The 16,299-nt window shown below is 60.2% G+C and carries 17 protein-coding genes and 1 tRNA gene; 8 read left to right on the top strand and 10 right to left on the bottom strand.

Annotation, left to right across the window (positions count from 1 at the left end; translation table 11 throughout):
• Positions 1-176: 176 nt before the first annotated feature.
• From AC07V9_RS28025 to AC07V9_RS28010, 4 genes are all read right to left on the bottom strand, one after another.
• Positions 177-866 carry an ABC transporter permease gene (locus AC07V9_RS28025; RefSeq protein ID WP_495018865.1) on the bottom strand — a complete coding sequence of 230 codons (690 nt, stop codon included), beginning with the start codon at positions 864-866 and terminating at the stop codon, positions 177-179.
• Entirely contained in the window at positions 863-1,558 is a 696-nt protein-coding gene (locus AC07V9_RS28020) for an ABC transporter permease (RefSeq protein ID WP_495018864.1), read from the bottom strand. The genes AC07V9_RS28025 and AC07V9_RS28020 overlap by 4 nt, the downstream gene beginning before the upstream one ends.
• Positions 1,559-1,619: 61 nt before the next feature.
• On the bottom strand, positions 1,620-2,378 hold the full coding sequence (locus AC07V9_RS28015) for an ABC transporter substrate-binding protein (RefSeq protein ID WP_495018863.1): 759 nt from the start codon (positions 2,376-2,378) through the stop codon (positions 1,620-1,622).
• A gap of 13 nt (positions 2,379-2,391) precedes the next feature.
• On the bottom strand, positions 2,392-3,165 hold the full coding sequence (locus tag AC07V9_RS28010) for an ABC transporter ATP-binding protein (protein WP_495018862.1): 774 nt from the start codon (positions 3,163-3,165) through the stop codon (positions 2,392-2,394).
• Positions 3,166-3,585: 420 nt separating this feature from the next.
• Between AC07V9_RS28010 and gabP the strand changes: the two genes are divergently transcribed.
• Together gabP and AC07V9_RS28000 are read left to right on the top strand one after the other, a co-directional pair.
• Positions 3,586-4,977, top strand: a complete 1,392-nt coding sequence (gene gabP / locus AC07V9_RS28005) for a GABA permease (RefSeq protein WP_495018861.1) — start codon at positions 3,586-3,588, stop codon at positions 4,975-4,977.
• Positions 4,978-5,156: 179 nt separating this feature from the next.
• A complete protein-coding gene (locus AC07V9_RS28000) occupies positions 5,157-5,333 on the top strand; it encodes a hypothetical protein (RefSeq protein WP_495018860.1) in 177 nt (58 codons plus the stop codon).
• Positions 5,334-5,387: 54 nt separating this feature from the next.
• On the opposite strand, the gene AC07V9_RS27995 is transcribed toward AC07V9_RS28000, so the two are convergent.
• From AC07V9_RS27995 to AC07V9_RS27970, 6 genes are all read right to left on the bottom strand, one after another.
• Positions 5,388-5,930 carry a cytochrome b gene (locus tag AC07V9_RS27995; RefSeq protein ID WP_495018859.1) on the bottom strand — a complete coding sequence of 181 codons (543 nt, stop codon included), beginning with the start codon at positions 5,928-5,930 and terminating at the stop codon, positions 5,388-5,390.
• 89 nt (positions 5,931-6,019) lie between these two features.
• Complete coding sequence (locus AC07V9_RS27990) at positions 6,020-6,511, bottom strand: hypothetical protein (RefSeq protein WP_495018858.1); 492 nt, start codon at positions 6,509-6,511, stop codon at positions 6,020-6,022.
• Between the two features lie 156 nt (positions 6,512-6,667).
• Positions 6,668-6,743: transfer RNA gene (locus tag AC07V9_RS27985), tRNA-Phe, on the bottom strand.
• A gap of 102 nt (positions 6,744-6,845) precedes the next feature.
• Positions 6,846-7,118, bottom strand: coding sequence for an oxidative damage protection protein (locus AC07V9_RS27980; RefSeq protein ID WP_166594215.1), 273 nt, complete (start codon positions 7,116-7,118; stop codon positions 6,846-6,848).
• Positions 7,115-8,182 carry an A/G-specific adenine glycosylase gene (gene mutY / locus AC07V9_RS27975; RefSeq protein WP_495018857.1) on the bottom strand — a complete coding sequence of 356 codons (1,068 nt, stop codon included), beginning with the start codon at positions 8,180-8,182 and terminating at the stop codon, positions 7,115-7,117. Before mutY ends, AC07V9_RS27980 begins: the two co-directional genes overlap by 4 nt.
• Before the next feature lie 167 nt (positions 8,183-8,349).
• Positions 8,350-10,578 (bottom strand): AsmA family protein, encoded by a 2,229-nt coding sequence (locus AC07V9_RS27970; RefSeq protein ID WP_495018856.1) that lies wholly within the window; start codon positions 10,576-10,578, stop codon positions 8,350-8,352.
• 390 nt (positions 10,579-10,968) lie between these two features.
• Between AC07V9_RS27970 and AC07V9_RS27965 the strand changes: the two genes are divergently transcribed.
• The 6 genes from AC07V9_RS27965 (at position 10,969) to hisF (ending at position 16,184) form a co-directional block, all read left to right on the top strand.
• On the top strand, positions 10,969-12,630 hold the full coding sequence (locus tag AC07V9_RS27965) for an OFA family MFS transporter (protein ID WP_495018855.1): 1,662 nt from the start codon (positions 10,969-10,971) through the stop codon (positions 12,628-12,630).
• A 284-nt stretch (positions 12,631-12,914) separates the two neighbouring features.
• Positions 12,915-13,508: an imidazoleglycerol-phosphate dehydratase HisB gene (gene hisB / locus AC07V9_RS27960; RefSeq protein WP_495018854.1), complete on the top strand. Its 594-nt coding sequence runs from the start codon at positions 12,915-12,917 to the stop codon at positions 13,506-13,508.
• Entirely contained in the window at positions 13,508-14,146 is a 639-nt protein-coding gene (gene hisH, locus AC07V9_RS27955; RefSeq protein WP_495018853.1) for an imidazole glycerol phosphate synthase subunit HisH, read from the top strand. The genes hisB and hisH overlap by 1 nt, the downstream gene beginning before the upstream one ends.
• Positions 14,146-14,403, top strand: coding sequence for a DUF2164 domain-containing protein (locus AC07V9_RS27950; protein ID WP_081563619.1), 258 nt, complete (start codon positions 14,146-14,148; stop codon positions 14,401-14,403). The genes hisH and AC07V9_RS27950 overlap by 1 nt, the downstream gene beginning before the upstream one ends.
• A 103-nt stretch (positions 14,404-14,506) precedes the next feature.
• On the top strand, positions 14,507-15,244 hold the full coding sequence (gene hisA / locus AC07V9_RS27945) for a 1-(5-phosphoribosyl)-5-[(5-phosphoribosylamino)methylideneamino]imidazole-4-carboxamide isomerase (protein ID WP_495018852.1): 738 nt from the start codon (positions 14,507-14,509) through the stop codon (positions 15,242-15,244).
• Between the two features lie 169 nt (positions 15,245-15,413).
• A complete protein-coding gene (gene hisF / locus AC07V9_RS27940) occupies positions 15,414-16,184 on the top strand; it encodes an imidazole glycerol phosphate synthase subunit HisF (RefSeq protein ID WP_495018851.1) in 771 nt (256 codons plus the stop codon).
• Positions 16,185-16,299: the final 115 nt, after the last annotated feature.

Genomic DNA, 16,299 nt, shown 5'->3' with positions numbered 1-16,299 from the left:
CTAGAGTCAGATTCGAATTTCCTGTCCTGCCCGCCCCATCAAGTCTAAACATACAAGCGAATTCATTCGCGAGGCGGCGGTACATCCGGTTGAGATGTGTCGGATGTACGATCGCATCGCGAATGAATTCGCTCCCCCAGAATCAAAAGCGGGTCGGCAGGCGATGGCTGGAAACCTCAGCGCCCCTGGCTCGCCTCCACCCGCAAGTACCGCTCCAGCAGTTTGAAGCCCTGCACCAGCACGAAGGACATCACCAGATAGATCAGCCCGGCGATGAAGAATGTCTGCTCCGGCATGTAGGTGCGTGCGTTGATGGTGCGGGCCATGCCGGTGATGTCGAGCAGGGTCACGGTGCTGGCCAGGGCGCTGGCCTTGAGCATCAGGATGACCTCATTACTGTACGCAGGCAGGCCGATGCGCGCGGCGCGGGGAAGGATGATGTACAGCAGCGCCTTGCCTTTGGACATGCCCAGCGCGCGGGCGGCTTCGATTTCGCCAGGCGGAACGGCCTGAATCGCGCCGCGCAGGATTTCGGCGATGTAGGCCGTGGTGTGCAGCGTCATGGTCAGCGCGGCGCAGAAGAAAGGCTCGCGCAGGTAGGGCCAGAACGCGCTTCGGGTCACGGCGTCAAACTGCGCCAGGCCGTAATAGACGAGAAACAGCTGCACCAGCAGCGGCGTGCCACGAAAGAAAAAGATGTACGCGTAGGGCAGGGCGCGCACGTAGGGGCTGCGCGAGGCGCGGGCGATGCCCATGGGAATCGCCAGGATCAGGCCGAGCACCACGGCGACGGCCACCAGTTCCAGCGTCAGGGTCGCGCCCTGCAGCAGTTTGGGCAGCCATTTGACGACGAATTCCCAACTCATGACGCGCTCCTTGTGAAGCCGACCGAGGCGCGTCGTTCGAGCCAGGCCAAGCCGATCATCGACAGCGCGGTCATCCCTAAGTACATGAATGCCGCGACCATATAAAAGGTGAAGGGCTGTTTGGTGGTCGTGACGGCGATCTGCGCGTGACGCATGACTTCCTCAAGGCCGATCACCGACACCAGCGCGGTGTCCTTCATCAGGATCATGAACAGATTGCCCAGGCCCGGCAGGGCGATGCGCCACATCTGCGGCATGACCAGCTTGATGAAGATCCGCGAGCGCGACATGCCCAGCGCCAGACCGGCTTCGCGATGGCCTTTGGGAATCGACAGCATGGCCCCGCGAAACACCTCAGTGGCGTACGCGCCGAAGCACAGGCCCAAGGCGATCACGCCTGCGGCAAACGCGCTGAGCGACAGGTTGGGAATGCCGAACACATGGCCGATGGCGCGCATCGAGCTGACAGTGCCGAAGTAGATCAGCAGCACCCAGAGCAATTCAGGAATGCCGCGCACCAGCGTCGAATAGGTCCCGCCGATCCATTGCAGGGCGCGATTGGGCGAAGTTTTCGCCAGCGCCCCGAGCAGGCCCAGAACCAGGCCCAGGCACAGGGCTGACAGCGCGAGTTGGATCGTCATCAGCACGCCAGCCGCGAGGGCAGGGCCGAATCCTTGGAGATCGAAATTCATGGCTTTGCTTGGTCACAGATGAGCCCTGCCGCAAGCGTCTCGGCAGGGCGGGTCAGGCAGGTCAGAGGATGCTGAACGGGAAGTACTTGTCGTTGATCTTCTTGTAGGTGCCGTCGGCGATGATTTCCTTCAGCGCCTCGTTCAGCTTCTCGCGCAGGGGGTCGTCCTTGCGCACGGCGATGCCGATCTTGTCGTCGCCCGGCAGGGGTTCGCCCTTGAATTCGAAGGTCTCGCCTTCCTTGCTTTTCAGCCACTCGTAGCTGGCGTATTTGTCGCCCAGCAGCGCGTCGACGCGACCGGAGGTGAGGTCCAGGAAGGCGTTTTCCTGCGAGTCGTACAGCTTGACGGTGACGTCGTCGCCCCAGTTGTCTTCCAGCCAGGTGCCCGACAGCGTGGCGCGTTGGGCGCCGATGGTCTTGCCTTTGAGGGCTTGCTTGATGGCGTCGTTGGTGGCGCCCAGGTTGCTCGCCTTCGGCGCGATGAACTGCAGCTTGTTGGAGTAGTACGGATTGGTGAAGTCCACGGCCTGCTGGCGTTCTTCGGTGATCGACATCGAGGAGATGATGAAGTCGAACTTCTGCGCGTTCAGCGCCGGGATGATGCCGTCCCAGTCGGAGGTGACCACTTCGCAGGTGGTTTTCATCTTGGCGCACAGGGCGTTGCCGATCTCGACGTCGAAGCCCACGACCTGGCCGCTGGCGTCCTTGTTGTTGAACGGCGGGTAGGCGCCTTCGATGCCCATTTTCAGGGTGTCGGCAGCAACGGCGCTGGAAGCGACGACCAGAAGAGCGGTCACCAGGAGTTTTTTCAGGGTCTGCATCGATGTTGCTCCGTTAGCGATTGCTGGACATGAATTGTTTGCAGCGCGCCGATTGCGGGTTGTCGAAGACCTGCTGCGGCGATCCTTGTTCCTCTATCAGCCCTTGGTGCAGGAAAACCACTTCACTGGATACCTGCCGGGCGAAATTCATTTCGTGAGTCACCATCAGCATGGTCCGGCCTTCTTCGGCCAGCCCACGAATCACATTAAGCACTTCCTGCACCATCTCGGGGTCCAGCGCGGACGTCGGCTCATCGAACAGGATGACTTTAGGCTGCATCGCCAGCGTGCGGGCGATGGCCGCGCGCTGTTGCTGACCGCCCGACAGCTGCGCCGGGTAGGCATGACGTTTATCGGCAATGCCCACTCTGGCCAGCAACGCTTCGGCGACTTCAATGGCCTCGGCTTTGCTCTGACCCAACACGCGGCGCGGGGCCTCGATGATGTTGTCGAGCACGGTCATGTGTGGCCACAGATTGAAGTTCTGAAAGACGAAACCGATCTCGCTGCGCAGGCGATTGATCTGACGATTGTCAGCGGCAATCAGTTCACCCTTGCGCGTGGCTTTGAGTTTGAGCGCTTCGCCGGCGACGAGGATTTCACCGTTGTGCGGATTTTCCAACAGGTTGATGCAGCGCAGCAGCGTGGACTTGCCGGAACCGGAGGAGCCCAGGATCGAAATCACGTCGCCATCGCGCGCGGTCAGGGAGATGCCCTTGAGCACTTCCAACTGACCGTAGCGTTTGTGCAGGTTGCGGATTTCCAGGGCGGGCGCGGCCTCGGCCATGTCGGGTCCTCATGTGTTCGGTGCAGATAACGCACGGCAATCGAGCTGACGATGCGCAAAAAGGGCGCGATGGTGCCAGCTTTAAACGCCGTGGGGAAGGGTGTTTCGGCCAGGCTGACGATGGGATGTCGGATTTATGCGCTGAATTGGTGTCGTTTATCGGGGAGTGTGTATTTTCGGTGCGGCAAAACGTCTCTATCCTGTTGCGCTTGGTAACGTTTCTTACAGAAATGGCAAAACGCTATTTTTCTCAAACACTTACCGAACGCCTCTGTCACGGGCATATCCGCGTACGACGTCGCTTTTGAAATATCTTGGCGCACTTCTTGCGTAAAAAATAAATAACAGGACCGTTGTTATCTTTTTACGAATGATCACAAACCGTCCTGATCCGTATAAAAATCCTTAAAGGTTGCTTACATGAGCAGTACCCCAAATTCTTCAAACCTCGACCAAGGGCTCAAGTCGCGCCACATCACCATGCTGTCCATTGCAGGTGTGATCGGTGCGGGCCTCTTCGTTGGTTCCGGTCATGCCATCGCCGAAGCAGGCCCCGCCGTCCTGATGGCTTACGCTGCAGCGGGCACGCTGGTGGTGCTGGTGATGCGCATGTTGGCCGAGATGGCGGTTGCCTCCCCGGACACCGGCTCGTTTTCGACCTACGCCGACCGCGCGATCGGTCACTGGGCAGGCTTCACCATCGGCTGGCTGTACTGGTGGTTCTGGGTGTTGGTGATTCCGCTGGAAGCCAACGCTGCCGCTACGATCCTGCACGCCTGGTTCCCGAACGTGGCCATTTGGGTCTTCACGCTGGTGATCACTCTGGTGCTGACCGCGACCAACCTGTTCAGCGTGAAAAACTACGGTGAATTCGAGTTCTGGTTCGCGCTGATCAAGGTGCTGGCCATCATCGGCTTCGTGATTCTGGGCATTGCTGCGGTGTTCGGCCTGCTGCCAAACAGCCAGGTCAGCGGCGTCAGCCACCTGTGGGACACCAACGGCTTCCTGCCGAACGGCATGGGCGCGGTACTGGCAGCGATGCTGACCACCATGTTCTCGTTCATGGGGACTGAAATTGTCACCATCGCGGCGGCAGAATCGAAGAACCCAGGCCAGCAAATCACCAAGGCCACCAACTCGGTGATCTGGCGGATCTGCCTGTTCTACCTCGTCTCGATCTTCCTGGTCGTGGCACTGGTGCCGTGGAATGACAGCCGTCTGGCGCAGGTCGGTTCCTACCAGACCGTGCTCGACCTGATGGGCATCCCGAACGCCAAGCTGATCGTCGACATCGTCGTTCTGGTAGCCGTCACCAGCTGCCTGAACTCGGCGCTGTACACTGCCTCGCGCATGCTGTTCTCCCTCGGCAAGCGCGGCGATGCTCCAGCCGTTTCCCAGCGCACCAGCAAAGCCGGCACCCCGTACTGGGCCGTGTTGCTGTCGACCGCTGCGGCGTTCGTCGCCGTGTTCGCCAACTACGTTGCGCCGGCTGCCGTGTTCGACTTCCTGCTCGCCAGCTCCGGCGCCATCGCGCTGCTGGTGTACCTGGTGATCGCCGTCTCGCAGCTGCGCATGCGCCGTAAACGCGAAGCAGAAGGCCAGGCCATCGACTTCCGCATGTGGCTGTTCCCAGGGCTGACCTGGGCGGTGATCGTATTCATCGTCGCGGTGTTGACCATCATGCTGTTCCAGGAAGGCCACCGCATGGAAATCATCGCCACCGGCCTGCTGAGCATTCTGGTGGTCGCGGCCGGCTTGATCGTGTCGAGCCGCCGCAAGGCAGTGAAAGCCGGGAAGGTTGTGCTCAATTGATGGGTGATTGAGCTGGCGTTGCCAGTGAGAAAAAACGGCTGCCCTCAGGAGTGAGGGTGGCCGTTTTTTTTGAATTTTGATGTGTTATGCAGCGTTGCTTGAGCAGGAGGGTAAAAGGATTTCTCTAGCGCTGATTCAATAGCATTATCACCAGACGAAAAGGAGATTGGAGATATCTCATGGGTAAAGGTTTGGATGGTTTAGAGGGAGGAGGCTCTTGGGAAGATGACTGGGAGGACGATGAGGCATTGGTTGAACTTGTGAAAGCCCGCCGGGGTGGGCCAACCATCCCTGTAGATATCGAAGCGCTTCTGGCTGAGCTCGAACCGCCAGTTATTACCAGCCAAAATCAGTAATAACGGAATTTTTTATGGGGGCGCCTCTAGGGGTGGGGCTTGAAAGGGGTGACTTCAGCGCATCCGCCCCAACACCGACTTCCCCCGCACCTGATGCATTACCACCGCCGCCAGGTGCAGCGCCACCAACCCCGCCAGAATCGCGCACAGCACGTGATGCAGGTCGTGCAGCTCAGCAAGTGCCATCTTCGAGTGAATCAGTTGTGGCAACGGTATGAGGGCCATGAGCGTCACTGGATGGCTCATCATCAGCACACCCGTGATCAACACCCCTGAAACTGCCGCGTAGATCGCCTTGTGAGCGGCTGAGGCGACGCGCTCCTGCGCCGTGGTGCGTTCACGGACAGAAGTGCTCTTGATGGCCAGCCACAGGCGCCAGGCGAAGAAGGGGATGAACAGGCTGGTGATCTGCGGGTTGAAGGACTCGACCCATTGGCGCAGCGGATCGTTCCGGTCCAGCAGCACGACGCCGAAGCCACTGAAGGTGGCCCAGAGGATGATCGCGGCGGACAGCCAGTGCAGGAAAATTCGGGGTCTGGAGTAACCGCTCGCTTCGTCCGCTACGGGGGAGGATGAAGGGGAGGGGTGATGTGTCAAAACGGTAGCCTTATTGAGAAGGAATTGCATTCTCGTAATGGCGAAAAGCTACCGTCTTGATCGGGGTCATGCAAATTAAAGCGCGTGTGTCAGCGGCGGCCCGCGTCTCGCGAGTTCTTTCTGGTCAAGATGTCCGACGCCTGATTGTAGGCATCCTGGAAGGTATCGCTGCCCAGCCACTCGACGGTTACTTCTTCCTCTTCGTCATGAAAGATGCCGCGGTAGACAATCAGCAAGGCCATCAGGAAGTCGGTGGCCGAGTCTTCCTCTTCCTCTGCGATCACCAGTTCCAGCACCGGGTATTGCAGGAACACGACACACATCGCCAGCAGGCTGATCGACTCGGCAGCTCTCATGGCCTGGAACAGGTCATCGTAGTCCGCAGGCTCGAAGCCGTTTTCCATGATGTCCTTGAAATCGAAGGTGCTGAGGTCGATCGTCACGTCATCGAACGGTTCGTTGACAGACGCGTGGTTCAGCACGGGATGCACGACGCTCGGTTTGCCCTTGCCCGAACGGTTCTGCTTGGCTTTGGCTTTGGCGCGCTGGGCACGTTTGTGCTGTTTGTCTGGGGAGGCCATGCGGATCGGTCCTTTTGCAGGCGAGGGTGACGGTGCGGTGGGTTATTGAAGCGCAGCTGCGAGGATTAACCAAGGGTGGCCGAGCAATGATCGGCCCCGAATCGCGCCCAATAAAAAACCCCTGAATCTTTCGATGCAGGGGTTTTTCGGTATTAGTGGTGCCCAGAGACGGAATCGAACCGCCGACACGGGGATTTTCAATCCCCTGCTCTACCGACTGAGCTATCTGGGCAACGGGGCGCATTAAACGTGTTTTTCAGGAGGTCGTCAAGAAAGTTTTTGAAAAAAAATCGAATTATTTCCTCCGCTTACGTTTGACGCCTTCTGAATGGGGTTATTCGGACGGTGGAACGTAGCCTTCGGCCTTGGCGTATTCCTCGCCCGAAAGGTACTTGTCCATCTCGGTCTGCAAGAATTTACGGTCTTCGGCGTTCATCATGTTCAGGCGACGCTCGTTAATCAGCAGGGTCTGGTGTTTCTGCCAGTCGGCCCAGGCTTTCTGCGAGACGTGATTGTAGATGTCTTCGCCCTTGGCGCCCGGATACGGTGGGCGCTCCAGGCCTGGCAGTTCTTCTTTGTATTTGCGGCACATTACGGTGCGGGTCATGACGACTCTCCTGCATTCAAAACGTCGGCTGCGTTTTTCAGCAGCTTTTTCACCGGGGCGGCGAGGCCCAGGCGCGGCGGGGTGGCGAGGTTATACCAGAGCCAGTCGTCCTCGGCCACGTGATGGGCGGACTCCTCGACCCGAACCAGCCAGGGTTCGATGGTCAGCTGGAAATGGCTGAACGTGTGGATCAGCCCTGGCAGCGCCTGGTGTTGGCCCATCTCCAGCGAATGCTGATCGGCGAGGTGTTGCATGTCGTCGAAGGCGTCCAGCTCTGGCAGGCTCCACAGACCGCCCCACAACCCGGTGGACGGGCGGCGATACAACAGGATTTCGCCCTCTCGGTTGGCGAAGATCGGCATCAGTGTGCGCTTTTGCGGAACGGCCTTGCGCGGCTTGGGCACCGGGTAGCGGGTTTCCTGGCCGAGCATGTGGGCTTCGCAGCTGCGCTCCAGCGGGCAGAGCAGGCAGCTGGGTTTGCTGCGGGTGCAGAGCGTGGCGCCCAGATCCATCATCGCTTGAGTGTAGTGATTGACGCGGCTGTGGGGCGTGAAGCGCTCGGCGGTCGCCCACATCTGCTTGGCCACCTTGGGTTCACCCGGGTAGCCCTCTTGGGCGGTGAAGCGCGCCAGCACGCGTTTGACGTTGCCGTCCAGGATCGGCGCGCGCAGGCCCATGCTGATGCTCGCGATCGCTCCGGCGGTGGACAGGCCGATGCCGGGCAGCTCGGTGAGCTTTTCCACATCGCGGGGGAATTCACCACCGTGCTCGGCAACGACGATCTTCGCGGCTTTTTGCAGGTTGCGGGCGCGGGTGTAGTAGCCAAGGCCAGTCCACAGGTGCAGCACTTCGTCTTCCGGCGCATCGGCCAAGGCCTGGACGCTGGGTAGGGCTTCCATGAAGCGGTCGAAGTAGCCGAGCACGGTGCTGACCTGGGTTTGCTGCAGCATGATTTCCGACACCCAGACGCGGTAGGGCGTGATGTCGTGTTGCCAAGGGAGGTCGTGGCGGCCGTGACGGTCGTACCAGTCGAGGACGGCGGAGGAAAACTGCTCGGGTTGCATCAGTGGTTCCGGACTGTGAGAAGTGGCGCATCAATGTGTGGCAACCCGGAACCACTGTGGGAGCGAATTCATTCGCGAGACGCTCGTACAGTCGATGAATGTTTGTCGTCTGTACTACCGTCTCGCGAATGAATTCGCTCCCACAGAGGCAATGCGGGCTGCCAATATTACCGCTTGAACAATCCCTTGATGGCGTCCTTGAGCTCAGGACTGACCTTGTCCCCCAGCTTTTCGTCGATCTTGTCGCCAATGCGATCAGTGGCGAGTTTGGCGGCGACCTTGCCCAAGCCTTCGTTGTCCAGGCGGCAGGCCTTGGCGCCCAGTTCCAGCGGGCCGCGGCAGAGGATCGGCCATTCGACGCCGACGAAGCGCGGGTTCACCTCGCAGGCCGGGTCCGGCATGTCGCTCTTGTCGCCTTCGATGATCACGCCGACGCGGTAGTTCATGCCCATCACGCGCAGGTCGATGTCACCGTCGCCATTGACTGTCAGGCCCGGCGTGCGGACTTTCAGGTCTGGGTTGCTCGCCACACCGTTGCGCAACACCAAGTTACCGTTGAGCTGCTGGAACGGGGTGTCCTTGCCGCGCGGTTCGCCGCTGAGGGTTTTGCGGTTGAGCACCGAAATCCCGCGACATAGCTGCTGCTCAAGGTTGGCATTGACCAACACGCCGTCGTTCAGCGCGAAGTTGGCCGTGCCGTTGAGGCTTTCCACCAGCGCTTTCTGGCTGTTGCCCTTGGCGGTGACGTCGCTGTTCAGCGTCAGCAAGCCGCGCAGGGGTGGCGTGGTGCCCTGGCTCTGGATGAAATGCTCCACCGGCACTCTGACGATCCGGGTCTGTACGGCAGCCAGCGGCACGTCCGGGCGTACATCGAGGTTGCCCTTGACCTCGAAATTGCCGTTGTAGAGGTTGCCGCGCAGGCTGTCCAGGGTGATCAAGCCACCCTGCGCCGAGGTTTTCAGCGCTGCGTTCTGGATCGGCAGTTTTTCGACCGTCAGCTTGCCGAAGCTCACGTCGGCGTCAACGTCCAGCGTGCGAAGGCGCTCTTGAGGCAGCAGCCGTGCGTCGCTCCAGGCGCCTTGAGTGGGCTGGGTCGGCAGGGGCGAAGTACCCGAGGCAACCATGGCTTCAGCTTCACCGCTCTGTACTTCGGACTTGCGCGCAGCGCCAGCGGCCTTGGCCTGATCGCTTTGTGGCGGACGATAGCGGTCAGCGTCGAAGGTGTCGGCCTTGAGTTGCAGGCGCAGCGACTGCTTGGCGAAGTCTTCCACGGCCAAGCGGCCGGTGAAGGTGCTGTCGTCGAGCCTCAGGGTCAGGTCGTCCAGCGACACGCTGTTCTGGGTGGCGGCGATGCGGCTGACCATTTCCAGTTTCGTCAGGCTGTTGTCGCCCAGGGTGGGGGCGGTCTGGCCGACGCTGTCGAGGAATTCGCGCAGGTTGAATTGGGCGATGGAAATGCCGCCGCTCAACTGCGGCGCCTTGTCCAGGTCGCGCACATGCAGCTCACCCAAGGCGCGCAGCTGGTTGGCCGAGAGCTTGAGGTTGGTCCATTCAGCGACGTTGGCCGACATGTCGGCCAGCAACTGGCCTTGGGCGGAGAAGGTCAGGGTCTTGCCTTGCAGCGGGTCGCCCGCCGCTTCGCCCGAAAAGCGCATGTCGTCGAGTTGATAACGCTTGAGCGCGCGGTCGAAGCGCAGCTTGCCGGTCAGTTCGGTCTTGGTGCGCACGACGGGCTGATTGGTGCTGAGGAAAGCGGTCAGCTTGATCGGGATGTCGGTCGCGTTATGGACGGGGCCGGTGCTCAGCTGAATGCTCTCGGCGGTGAATTGCCGGGCTGTCTGCAGATCATTGAAATCGATCCGCGCGTTGTTCACGGTCAGGCTGTCGATGTCCAGCTTGAGCGGCTGCCAGGATTTTTCCGGCTTGGCGGAGCTGTCGGACCCAGGTGTGGGTGCAGGCGCTGGCGGTTGTGCCGGATCGGTCGCGACGACGGGCTTCTTGCCGATGTCTTCCCAATTGCCGTGGCCGTTCTCATCACGGGTCAGCATCAGGTCCAGGCCTTCGACGCGCACGTCGCTCATTTGCACTTCCTTGCGCAGCAGCGGCAGCACGCGCACGGACAGACCGAGCATCTGCAGGTCAGCGAACGGCTTGGTCGGCTCGGTCAGCGTTGCGACGCTGGCGTCATGCAGCTCAAGGCCCAGCCAGGGGAACAGGCTCCAGCCGATGTCGCCTTTGAGGGTCAGTTCGACGTGCGCCCGGTCGCGGACCAGCTTACGAATCTCGTCTTTGTAGTCGTTGGGATCAAACAGATGGGTCAGGGCAAAGCCGAGAGCCACGATGATCAGCAACAGCCCGAGAATGAATAGTCCCAGGATTTTGCCGAACGCTTTCATGGGCGAGTCCTTGTAATCGAGTCGTTCAAAATGTAGCCCGCGAGTATAGCGTTCTCACGCAGGCGCTGGGCCTGCATCGGCCTTGCGCGGCGCACTGGACGGTGCGCAACAACTGGGACAGCGGGAATTTACGGTCATTCCGGAGTGTTCCTACAGACCGTGTTCCGGATTCATACAATGACAGACGGCATAAAAAAGGTAGTAGCAGAATGCTTCCTGTCACGTAGCAAATGCTAATCTCTCGCCGTTCGCAGTAATACCTGCGTCGAACTGTCACGTTATGAGGCTGTTCTGCCGATAAAACTTCCGATGCTTGCGTGCATTAAGAGAGGTGGCGGAAGCGTTGCCGCAGTTCTTGCGTGACACCACTACAAATAGGGGCAAAAAATAATGACTTCGAGCACTGCTCTGAGCGGTTCTGCTGCTCAGCCTGCGTTCTTGTCCAAAGAGCGCATTATCGCCAAGCGTGGCTTCAATCGCTGGCTGGTTCCGCCTGCGGCACTGGCCATCCACCTGTGTATCGGCATGGCCTACGGCTTCTCCGTATTCTGGTTGCCGCTGTCCAAGGCGATCGGCATCAAGACCGCCGTAGCCTGTCCTGCAGACATGGGGTTCTTCCAGCAGATTTTCTCTTCCGCCTGCGACTGGCCGATCTCGATGCTCGGCTGGATCTACACCCTGTTCTTCATCTTCCTGGGCTGCTCGGCGGCCATCTGGGGCGGCTGGCTGGAACACGCAGGCCCGCGCAAGGCCGGTGTCGTTTCGGCGCTGTGCTGGTGTGGCGGTCTGCTGATCTCGGCGCTGGGTGTCTACACCCACCAGATCTGGCTGATGTGGATCGGTTCGGGCGTGATCGGTGGTATCGGTCTGGGCCTGGGCTACATTTCGCCGGTGTCGACCCTGATCAAGTGGTTCCCGGACAAGCGTGGCATGGCCACTGGCATGGCGATCATGGGCTTCGGCGGCGGCGCGATGGTGGGTGCTCCACTGGCGACCGCGCTGATGAGCCACTTCGCAACCCCTGACAGCGTCGGCGTATGGCAGAGCTTCGTGGCCATGGCGGTGATCTATTTCATCTTCATGATCGGTGGCGCACTGTCCTACCGCGTTCCGCCAACCGGCTGGAAACCTGAAGGCTGGACCGCACCGGTCAAGAAAACCAACAGCGCGATGATCACCAACCGCCACGTACACGTCAGCGTTGCGTGGAAAACCCCGCAATTCCGTCTGGTGTGGCTGGTGCTGTGCCTGAACGTTTCGGCGGGTATCGGCATCCTCGGCATGGCTTCGCCACTGCTGCAGGAAGTGTTCGGCGGCAAGCTGCTGGGCACCGATCAGGGCTTCGCGCAGCTGGACGCTTCGCAACTGGCGGCCATCGCGGCCATCGCGGCGGGCTTCACCGGTCTGCTGAGCTTGTTCAATATCGGCGGTCGCTTCTTCTGGGCGTCGTTCTCCGATTACATCGGCCGTAAAGCCACCTACTTCGTGTTCTTCGCATTGGGCTTTTTGCTGTACGCGTCGGTACCGACTTTGGGCCATCTGGGCAGCGTTGCGCTGTTCGTGGCGGCTTTCTGCGTGGTGCTGTCGATGTACGGCGGCGGTTTCGCGACCGTTCCGGCTTACCTGGCCGACCTGTTCGGTACGCAAATGGTGGGTGCGATCCACGGCCGTCTGCTGACTGCCTGGGCCGCCGCTGGCGTGCTGGGCCCGGTGTTGGTGAACTACCTGCGTGAGTATCAGCTGAGCCACGGCGTTGCCCGTGCCGACGCCTATGACATCACGTTGTACATCCTTGCAGGCCTGCTGGTGCTGGGTTTCATCTGCAACATGCTGGTGCGTCCGGTGGCCGACAAGTACTTCATGACTGAAGAAGAACTGAAGGCCGAGCAGGCCATCGGTCACGATGCCGGCGCTGACCACACCACTTCGCTGGAGTGGAAGGCCGACGCAAGCACCAAGCCTCTGGCGATCCTGGCCTGGCTGGCGGTGGGAATTCCGCTGGCGTGGGGCGTGTGGATCACCCTGCAAAAGACTGCGGTGCTGTTTCACTAAGCCGCTCTCGATGTCGGCCTGATTGGGCCGACATCGAACCCGTAGGAGCGCGCTTGCCCGCGATTGCAATTTGTCTGCCATTGATTGGCTGTCTGACACACCGTAATCGCGGGCAAGCGCGCTCCTACAGGGTTTGGCGTCATCTCGTATGTGCTTGTATGCACATGTCTAACGCTCGCGGCGGCGGATTCAGCCCGTCAGTGATATCGCCCTTCGTGTTTCTGTTTCCCCGCCACACGCCTATAATGTCCGCCTTTTCGCCCAATGATTTTGCGGAGCTGGTGATGGCCGAACGTAAGGCGTTCGTCGAGCGCGACACCCTGGAAACCCAGGTCAAAGCCTCGATCAACCTGGATGGCACCGGAAAGGCCCGATTCAATATCGGTGTGCCTTTTCTTGAACATATGCTCGACCAGATCGCCCGTCACGGGTTGATCGACATCGAACTCGATTGCAACGGCGACCTTGAAATCGACGACCACCACACCGTGGAAGACGTCGGTATCACGCTGGGTCAGGCGTTCAGCAAAGCCATCGGCGACAAAAAAGGCATCCGTCGTTACGGCCACGCCTACGTCCCGCTGGACGAAGCGCTGTCGCGCGTGGTCATCGACTTCTCCGGCCGTCCTGGCCTGCAGATGCACGTGCCCTACACCCGCGCCACGGTCGGTGGTTTCGACGTGGACCTGTTCCAGGAGTTCTTCCAGGGCTTCGTCAACCACGCCAACGTCACCCTGCACATCGACAACCTGCGTGGTCACAACACCCATCACCAGATCGAAACCGTGTTCAAGGCGTTCGGCCGCGCGCTGCGCATGGCCGTGGAGCTCGATGACCGCATGGCAGGCCAAATGCCGTCGACCAAGGGCGTGCTGTAATGCAGACCGTTGCCGTTATCGACTATGGCATGGGCAACCTGCACTCGGTGGCCAAGGCGCTGGAGCATGTCGGCGCAGGCCGTGTGCTGATCACCAGCGACGCTGACGTGATCCGCGAAGCCGACCGCATCGTCTTCCCCGGTGTGGGCGCCATTCGCGACTGCATGGCTGAAATCCGTCGTCTGGGCTTCGATGCGCTGGTGCGTGAAGTCAGCCAGGACCGTCCGTTTCTCGGCATCTGCGTCGGCATGCAGGCGCTGATGGACCGCAGCGAAGAGAACGACGGTGTCGATTGTATTGGCCTGTTTCCCGGCCAGGTGCGTTTTTTCGGCAAGGATCTTCATGAAGACGGCCAGCACCTGAAAGTCCCGCACATGGGCTGGAACGAAGTCACGCAGTCGGTGGATCACCCGCTGTGGCACGGCATTGCGGACAAGGCGCGGTTCTATTTCGTGCACAGCTATTACATCGACTCGCCGAACCCTCGGCAGATCGTCGGTCGTGGTCACTACGGCCTCGATTTCGCTGCCGCGCTGGCTGACGGTTCGCGCTTTGCGGTGCAGTTCCACCCCGAGAAGAGCCATACCCATGGCCTGCAATTGCTGCAGAACTTCGCCGCGTGGGACGGTCGCTGGTAATGAGCAAAAAGAACAAGCCGCCGATCCTGACCCTCACTCCCGAGCAGGAGAGCGAGGCGTGTCACAAGATCAAGCGGTTCATGGAGGATCGCTTCGAACTGGACCTGGGTTCGTTCGAAGCGGCCGAAATCCTTGAATTGTTCACCCGCGAAATTGCCCCGCACTATTACAACCGAGCGATCTTCGATGTTCAGGCACACTTGAAAGAGCGGTTCGAAAGCATCGAAAGCGACGTTTGGGCGCTCGAGAAAAATTAAAGGCAGCCACAAGCCTCAAGCTTAAAGCTGCAAGACCGATTTACGCGTGCCTGCTTGCAGCTTACGGCTTGCAGCTTGCAGCTCTTTTGACGAAGGAAAAAGCATGCTGATTATCCCCGCTATCGACCTTAAAGACGGCGCCTGCGTGCGCCTGCGCCAAGGCCGCATGGAAGATTCCACGGTGTTCTCCGATGACCCTGTCAGCATGGCTGCCAAGTGGGTCGACGGTGGCTGCCGCCGTCTGCATCTGGTCGACCTGAACGGCGCGTTCGAAGGCCAGCCGGTCAATGGTGAAGTGGTCACGGCGATCGCCAAGCGCTACCCGAACCTGCCGATCCAGATTGGCGGCGGCATTCGTTCGCTGGAAACCATCGAGCACTACGTCAAGGCCGGCGTGAGCTACGTGATCATCGGCACCAAGGCCGTCAAAGAGCCTGAGTTCGTTGCCGAGGCCTGCCGCGCGTTTCCGGGCAAGGTCATCGTCGGTCTGGATGCCAAAGACGGTTTCGTCGCCACCGACGGCTGGGCTGAAGTCAGTTCGGTGCAGGTGATCGACCTGGCCAAGCGTTTCGAAGCGGACGGCGTGTCGGCTATCGTTTATACCGACATCGCCAAAGACGGCATGATGCAGGGCTGCAACGTGCCATTCACCGCGGCGCTGGCTGCGGCGACGAAGATTCCGGTCATCGCGTCGGGCGGCATTCATAATCTGGGCGATATCAAGGCGCTGCTGGATGCGAAGGCTCCGGGCATCATCGGCGCGATCACCGGCCGTGCAATCTACGAAGGCACGCTGGATGTCGCCGAAGCTCAGGCTTTCTGCGATTCATACAAGGCTTAACGTGCGCTGATCCTGTGGGAGCGAATTCATTCGCGAGAGGCCAGTACAGCCGATAGAAATTCATCGGCTCTCAAGTCCAATCGCGAATGAATTCGCTCCCACAGGGATCCGGTTTCAAACTCAATATTGATGTCGGTCGCGAGTCCGGCAGTTTTCGGAGAATAGGCCCATGGCCCTCGCCAAGCGCATCATCCCTTGCCTGGACGTCGACAACGGTCGCGTGGTCAAGGGCGTGAAGTTCGAGAACATCCGCGACGCCGGTGATCCGGTGGAAATCGCCCGTCGGTACGACGAGCAGGGCGCAGACGAGATCACCTTTCTCGACATCACCGCCAGCGTCGATGGTCGCGACACCACGCTGCACACTGTCGAGCGCATGGCAAGCCAGGTGTTCATCCCGCTGACCGTGGGCGGTGGCGTACGCACTGTGATGGACATCCGCAACCTGCTCAACGCCGGGGCCGACAAGGTCTCGATCAACACGGCAGCGGTATTCAACCCGGAGTTCGTCGGTGAGGCCGCTGCACGTTTTGGTTCGCAGTGCATCGTCGTCGCCATCGACGCCAAGAAGGTGTCCGGCCCGGGCGAAACCCCGCGCTGGGAGATCTTTACCCATGGCGGTCGCAAGCCGACAGGGCTGGATGCTGTCGAGTGGGCGATGAAGATGGAAGGCCTGGGTGCCGGTGAAATTCTGCTGACCAGCATGGACCAGGACGGCATGAAAAATGGCTTCGACCTGGGCGTAACTCGCGCAATCAGCGATGCGCTGGGCATTCCGGTGATTGCGTCCGGTGGTGTGGGCAACCTGCAACACTTGGCCGACGGCGTGCTGGAAGGCCATGCAAGCGCGGTACTGGCGGCGAGTATTTTCCACTTTGGCGAATACACCGTCCCGGAAGCCAAGGCGTTCATGGCCAAACAGGGCATCGTCGTTCGCTGATGGCTTACACGCTCAATGCACACCCCTAACCTGTGGGAGCCAATTCATTCGCGAGGCGGTGGTACATCCGATGAAAATCTATTGGATGTAAGGGCCAATCGTCGGAATGCCGCCC

It is taken from the genome of Pseudomonas sp. GW821-FHT02A11 (assembly GCF_059421985.1).
Note: the sequence above shows the minus strand (reverse complement) of the source record. Positions and strands in the feature narration are given on the sequence as shown.

What these genes read in the sequence shown, in the direction of transcription:
- AC07V9_RS28025 (WP_495018865.1), bottom strand. Translation starts at nt 866, where the DNA reads ATGAGTTGGGAATTCGTCGTCAAATGGCTGCCCAAACTGCTGCAGGGC.
- AC07V9_RS28020 (WP_495018864.1), bottom strand. Translation starts at nt 1,558, where the DNA reads ATGAATTTCGATCTCCAAGGATTCGGCCCTGCCCTCGCGGCTGGCGTG.
- AC07V9_RS28015 (WP_495018863.1), bottom strand. Translation starts at nt 2,378, where the DNA reads ATGCAGACCCTGAAAAAACTCCTGGTGACCGCTCTTCTGGTCGTCGCT.
- AC07V9_RS28010 (WP_495018862.1), bottom strand. Translation starts at nt 3,165, where the DNA reads ATGGCCGAGGCCGCGCCCGCCCTGGAAATCCGCAACCTGCACAAACGC.
- gabP (WP_495018861.1), top strand. Translation starts at nt 3,586, where the DNA reads ATGAGCAGTACCCCAAATTCTTCAAACCTCGACCAAGGGCTCAAGTCG.
- AC07V9_RS28000 (WP_495018860.1), top strand. Translation starts at nt 5,157, where the DNA reads ATGGGTAAAGGTTTGGATGGTTTAGAGGGAGGAGGCTCTTGGGAAGAT.
- AC07V9_RS27990 (WP_495018858.1), bottom strand. Translation starts at nt 6,511, where the DNA reads ATGGCCTCCCCAGACAAACAGCACAAACGTGCCCAGCGCGCCAAAGCC.
- AC07V9_RS27980 (WP_166594215.1), bottom strand. Translation starts at nt 7,118, where the DNA reads ATGACCCGCACCGTAATGTGCCGCAAATACAAAGAAGAACTGCCAGGC.
- mutY (WP_495018857.1), bottom strand. Translation starts at nt 8,182, where the DNA reads ATGCAACCCGAGCAGTTTTCCTCCGCCGTCCTCGACTGGTACGACCGT.
- AC07V9_RS27970 (WP_495018856.1), bottom strand. Translation starts at nt 10,578, where the DNA reads ATGAAAGCGTTCGGCAAAATCCTGGGACTATTCATTCTCGGGCTGTTG.
- AC07V9_RS27965 (WP_495018855.1), top strand. Translation starts at nt 10,969, where the DNA reads ATGACTTCGAGCACTGCTCTGAGCGGTTCTGCTGCTCAGCCTGCGTTC.
- hisB (WP_495018854.1), top strand. Translation starts at nt 12,915, where the DNA reads ATGGCCGAACGTAAGGCGTTCGTCGAGCGCGACACCCTGGAAACCCAG.
- hisH (WP_495018853.1), top strand. Translation starts at nt 13,508, where the DNA reads ATGCAGACCGTTGCCGTTATCGACTATGGCATGGGCAACCTGCACTCG.
- AC07V9_RS27950 (WP_081563619.1), top strand. Translation starts at nt 14,146, where the DNA reads ATGAGCAAAAAGAACAAGCCGCCGATCCTGACCCTCACTCCCGAGCAG.
- hisA (WP_495018852.1), top strand. Translation starts at nt 14,507, where the DNA reads ATGCTGATTATCCCCGCTATCGACCTTAAAGACGGCGCCTGCGTGCGC.
- hisF (WP_495018851.1), top strand. Translation starts at nt 15,414, where the DNA reads ATGGCCCTCGCCAAGCGCATCATCCCTTGCCTGGACGTCGACAACGGT.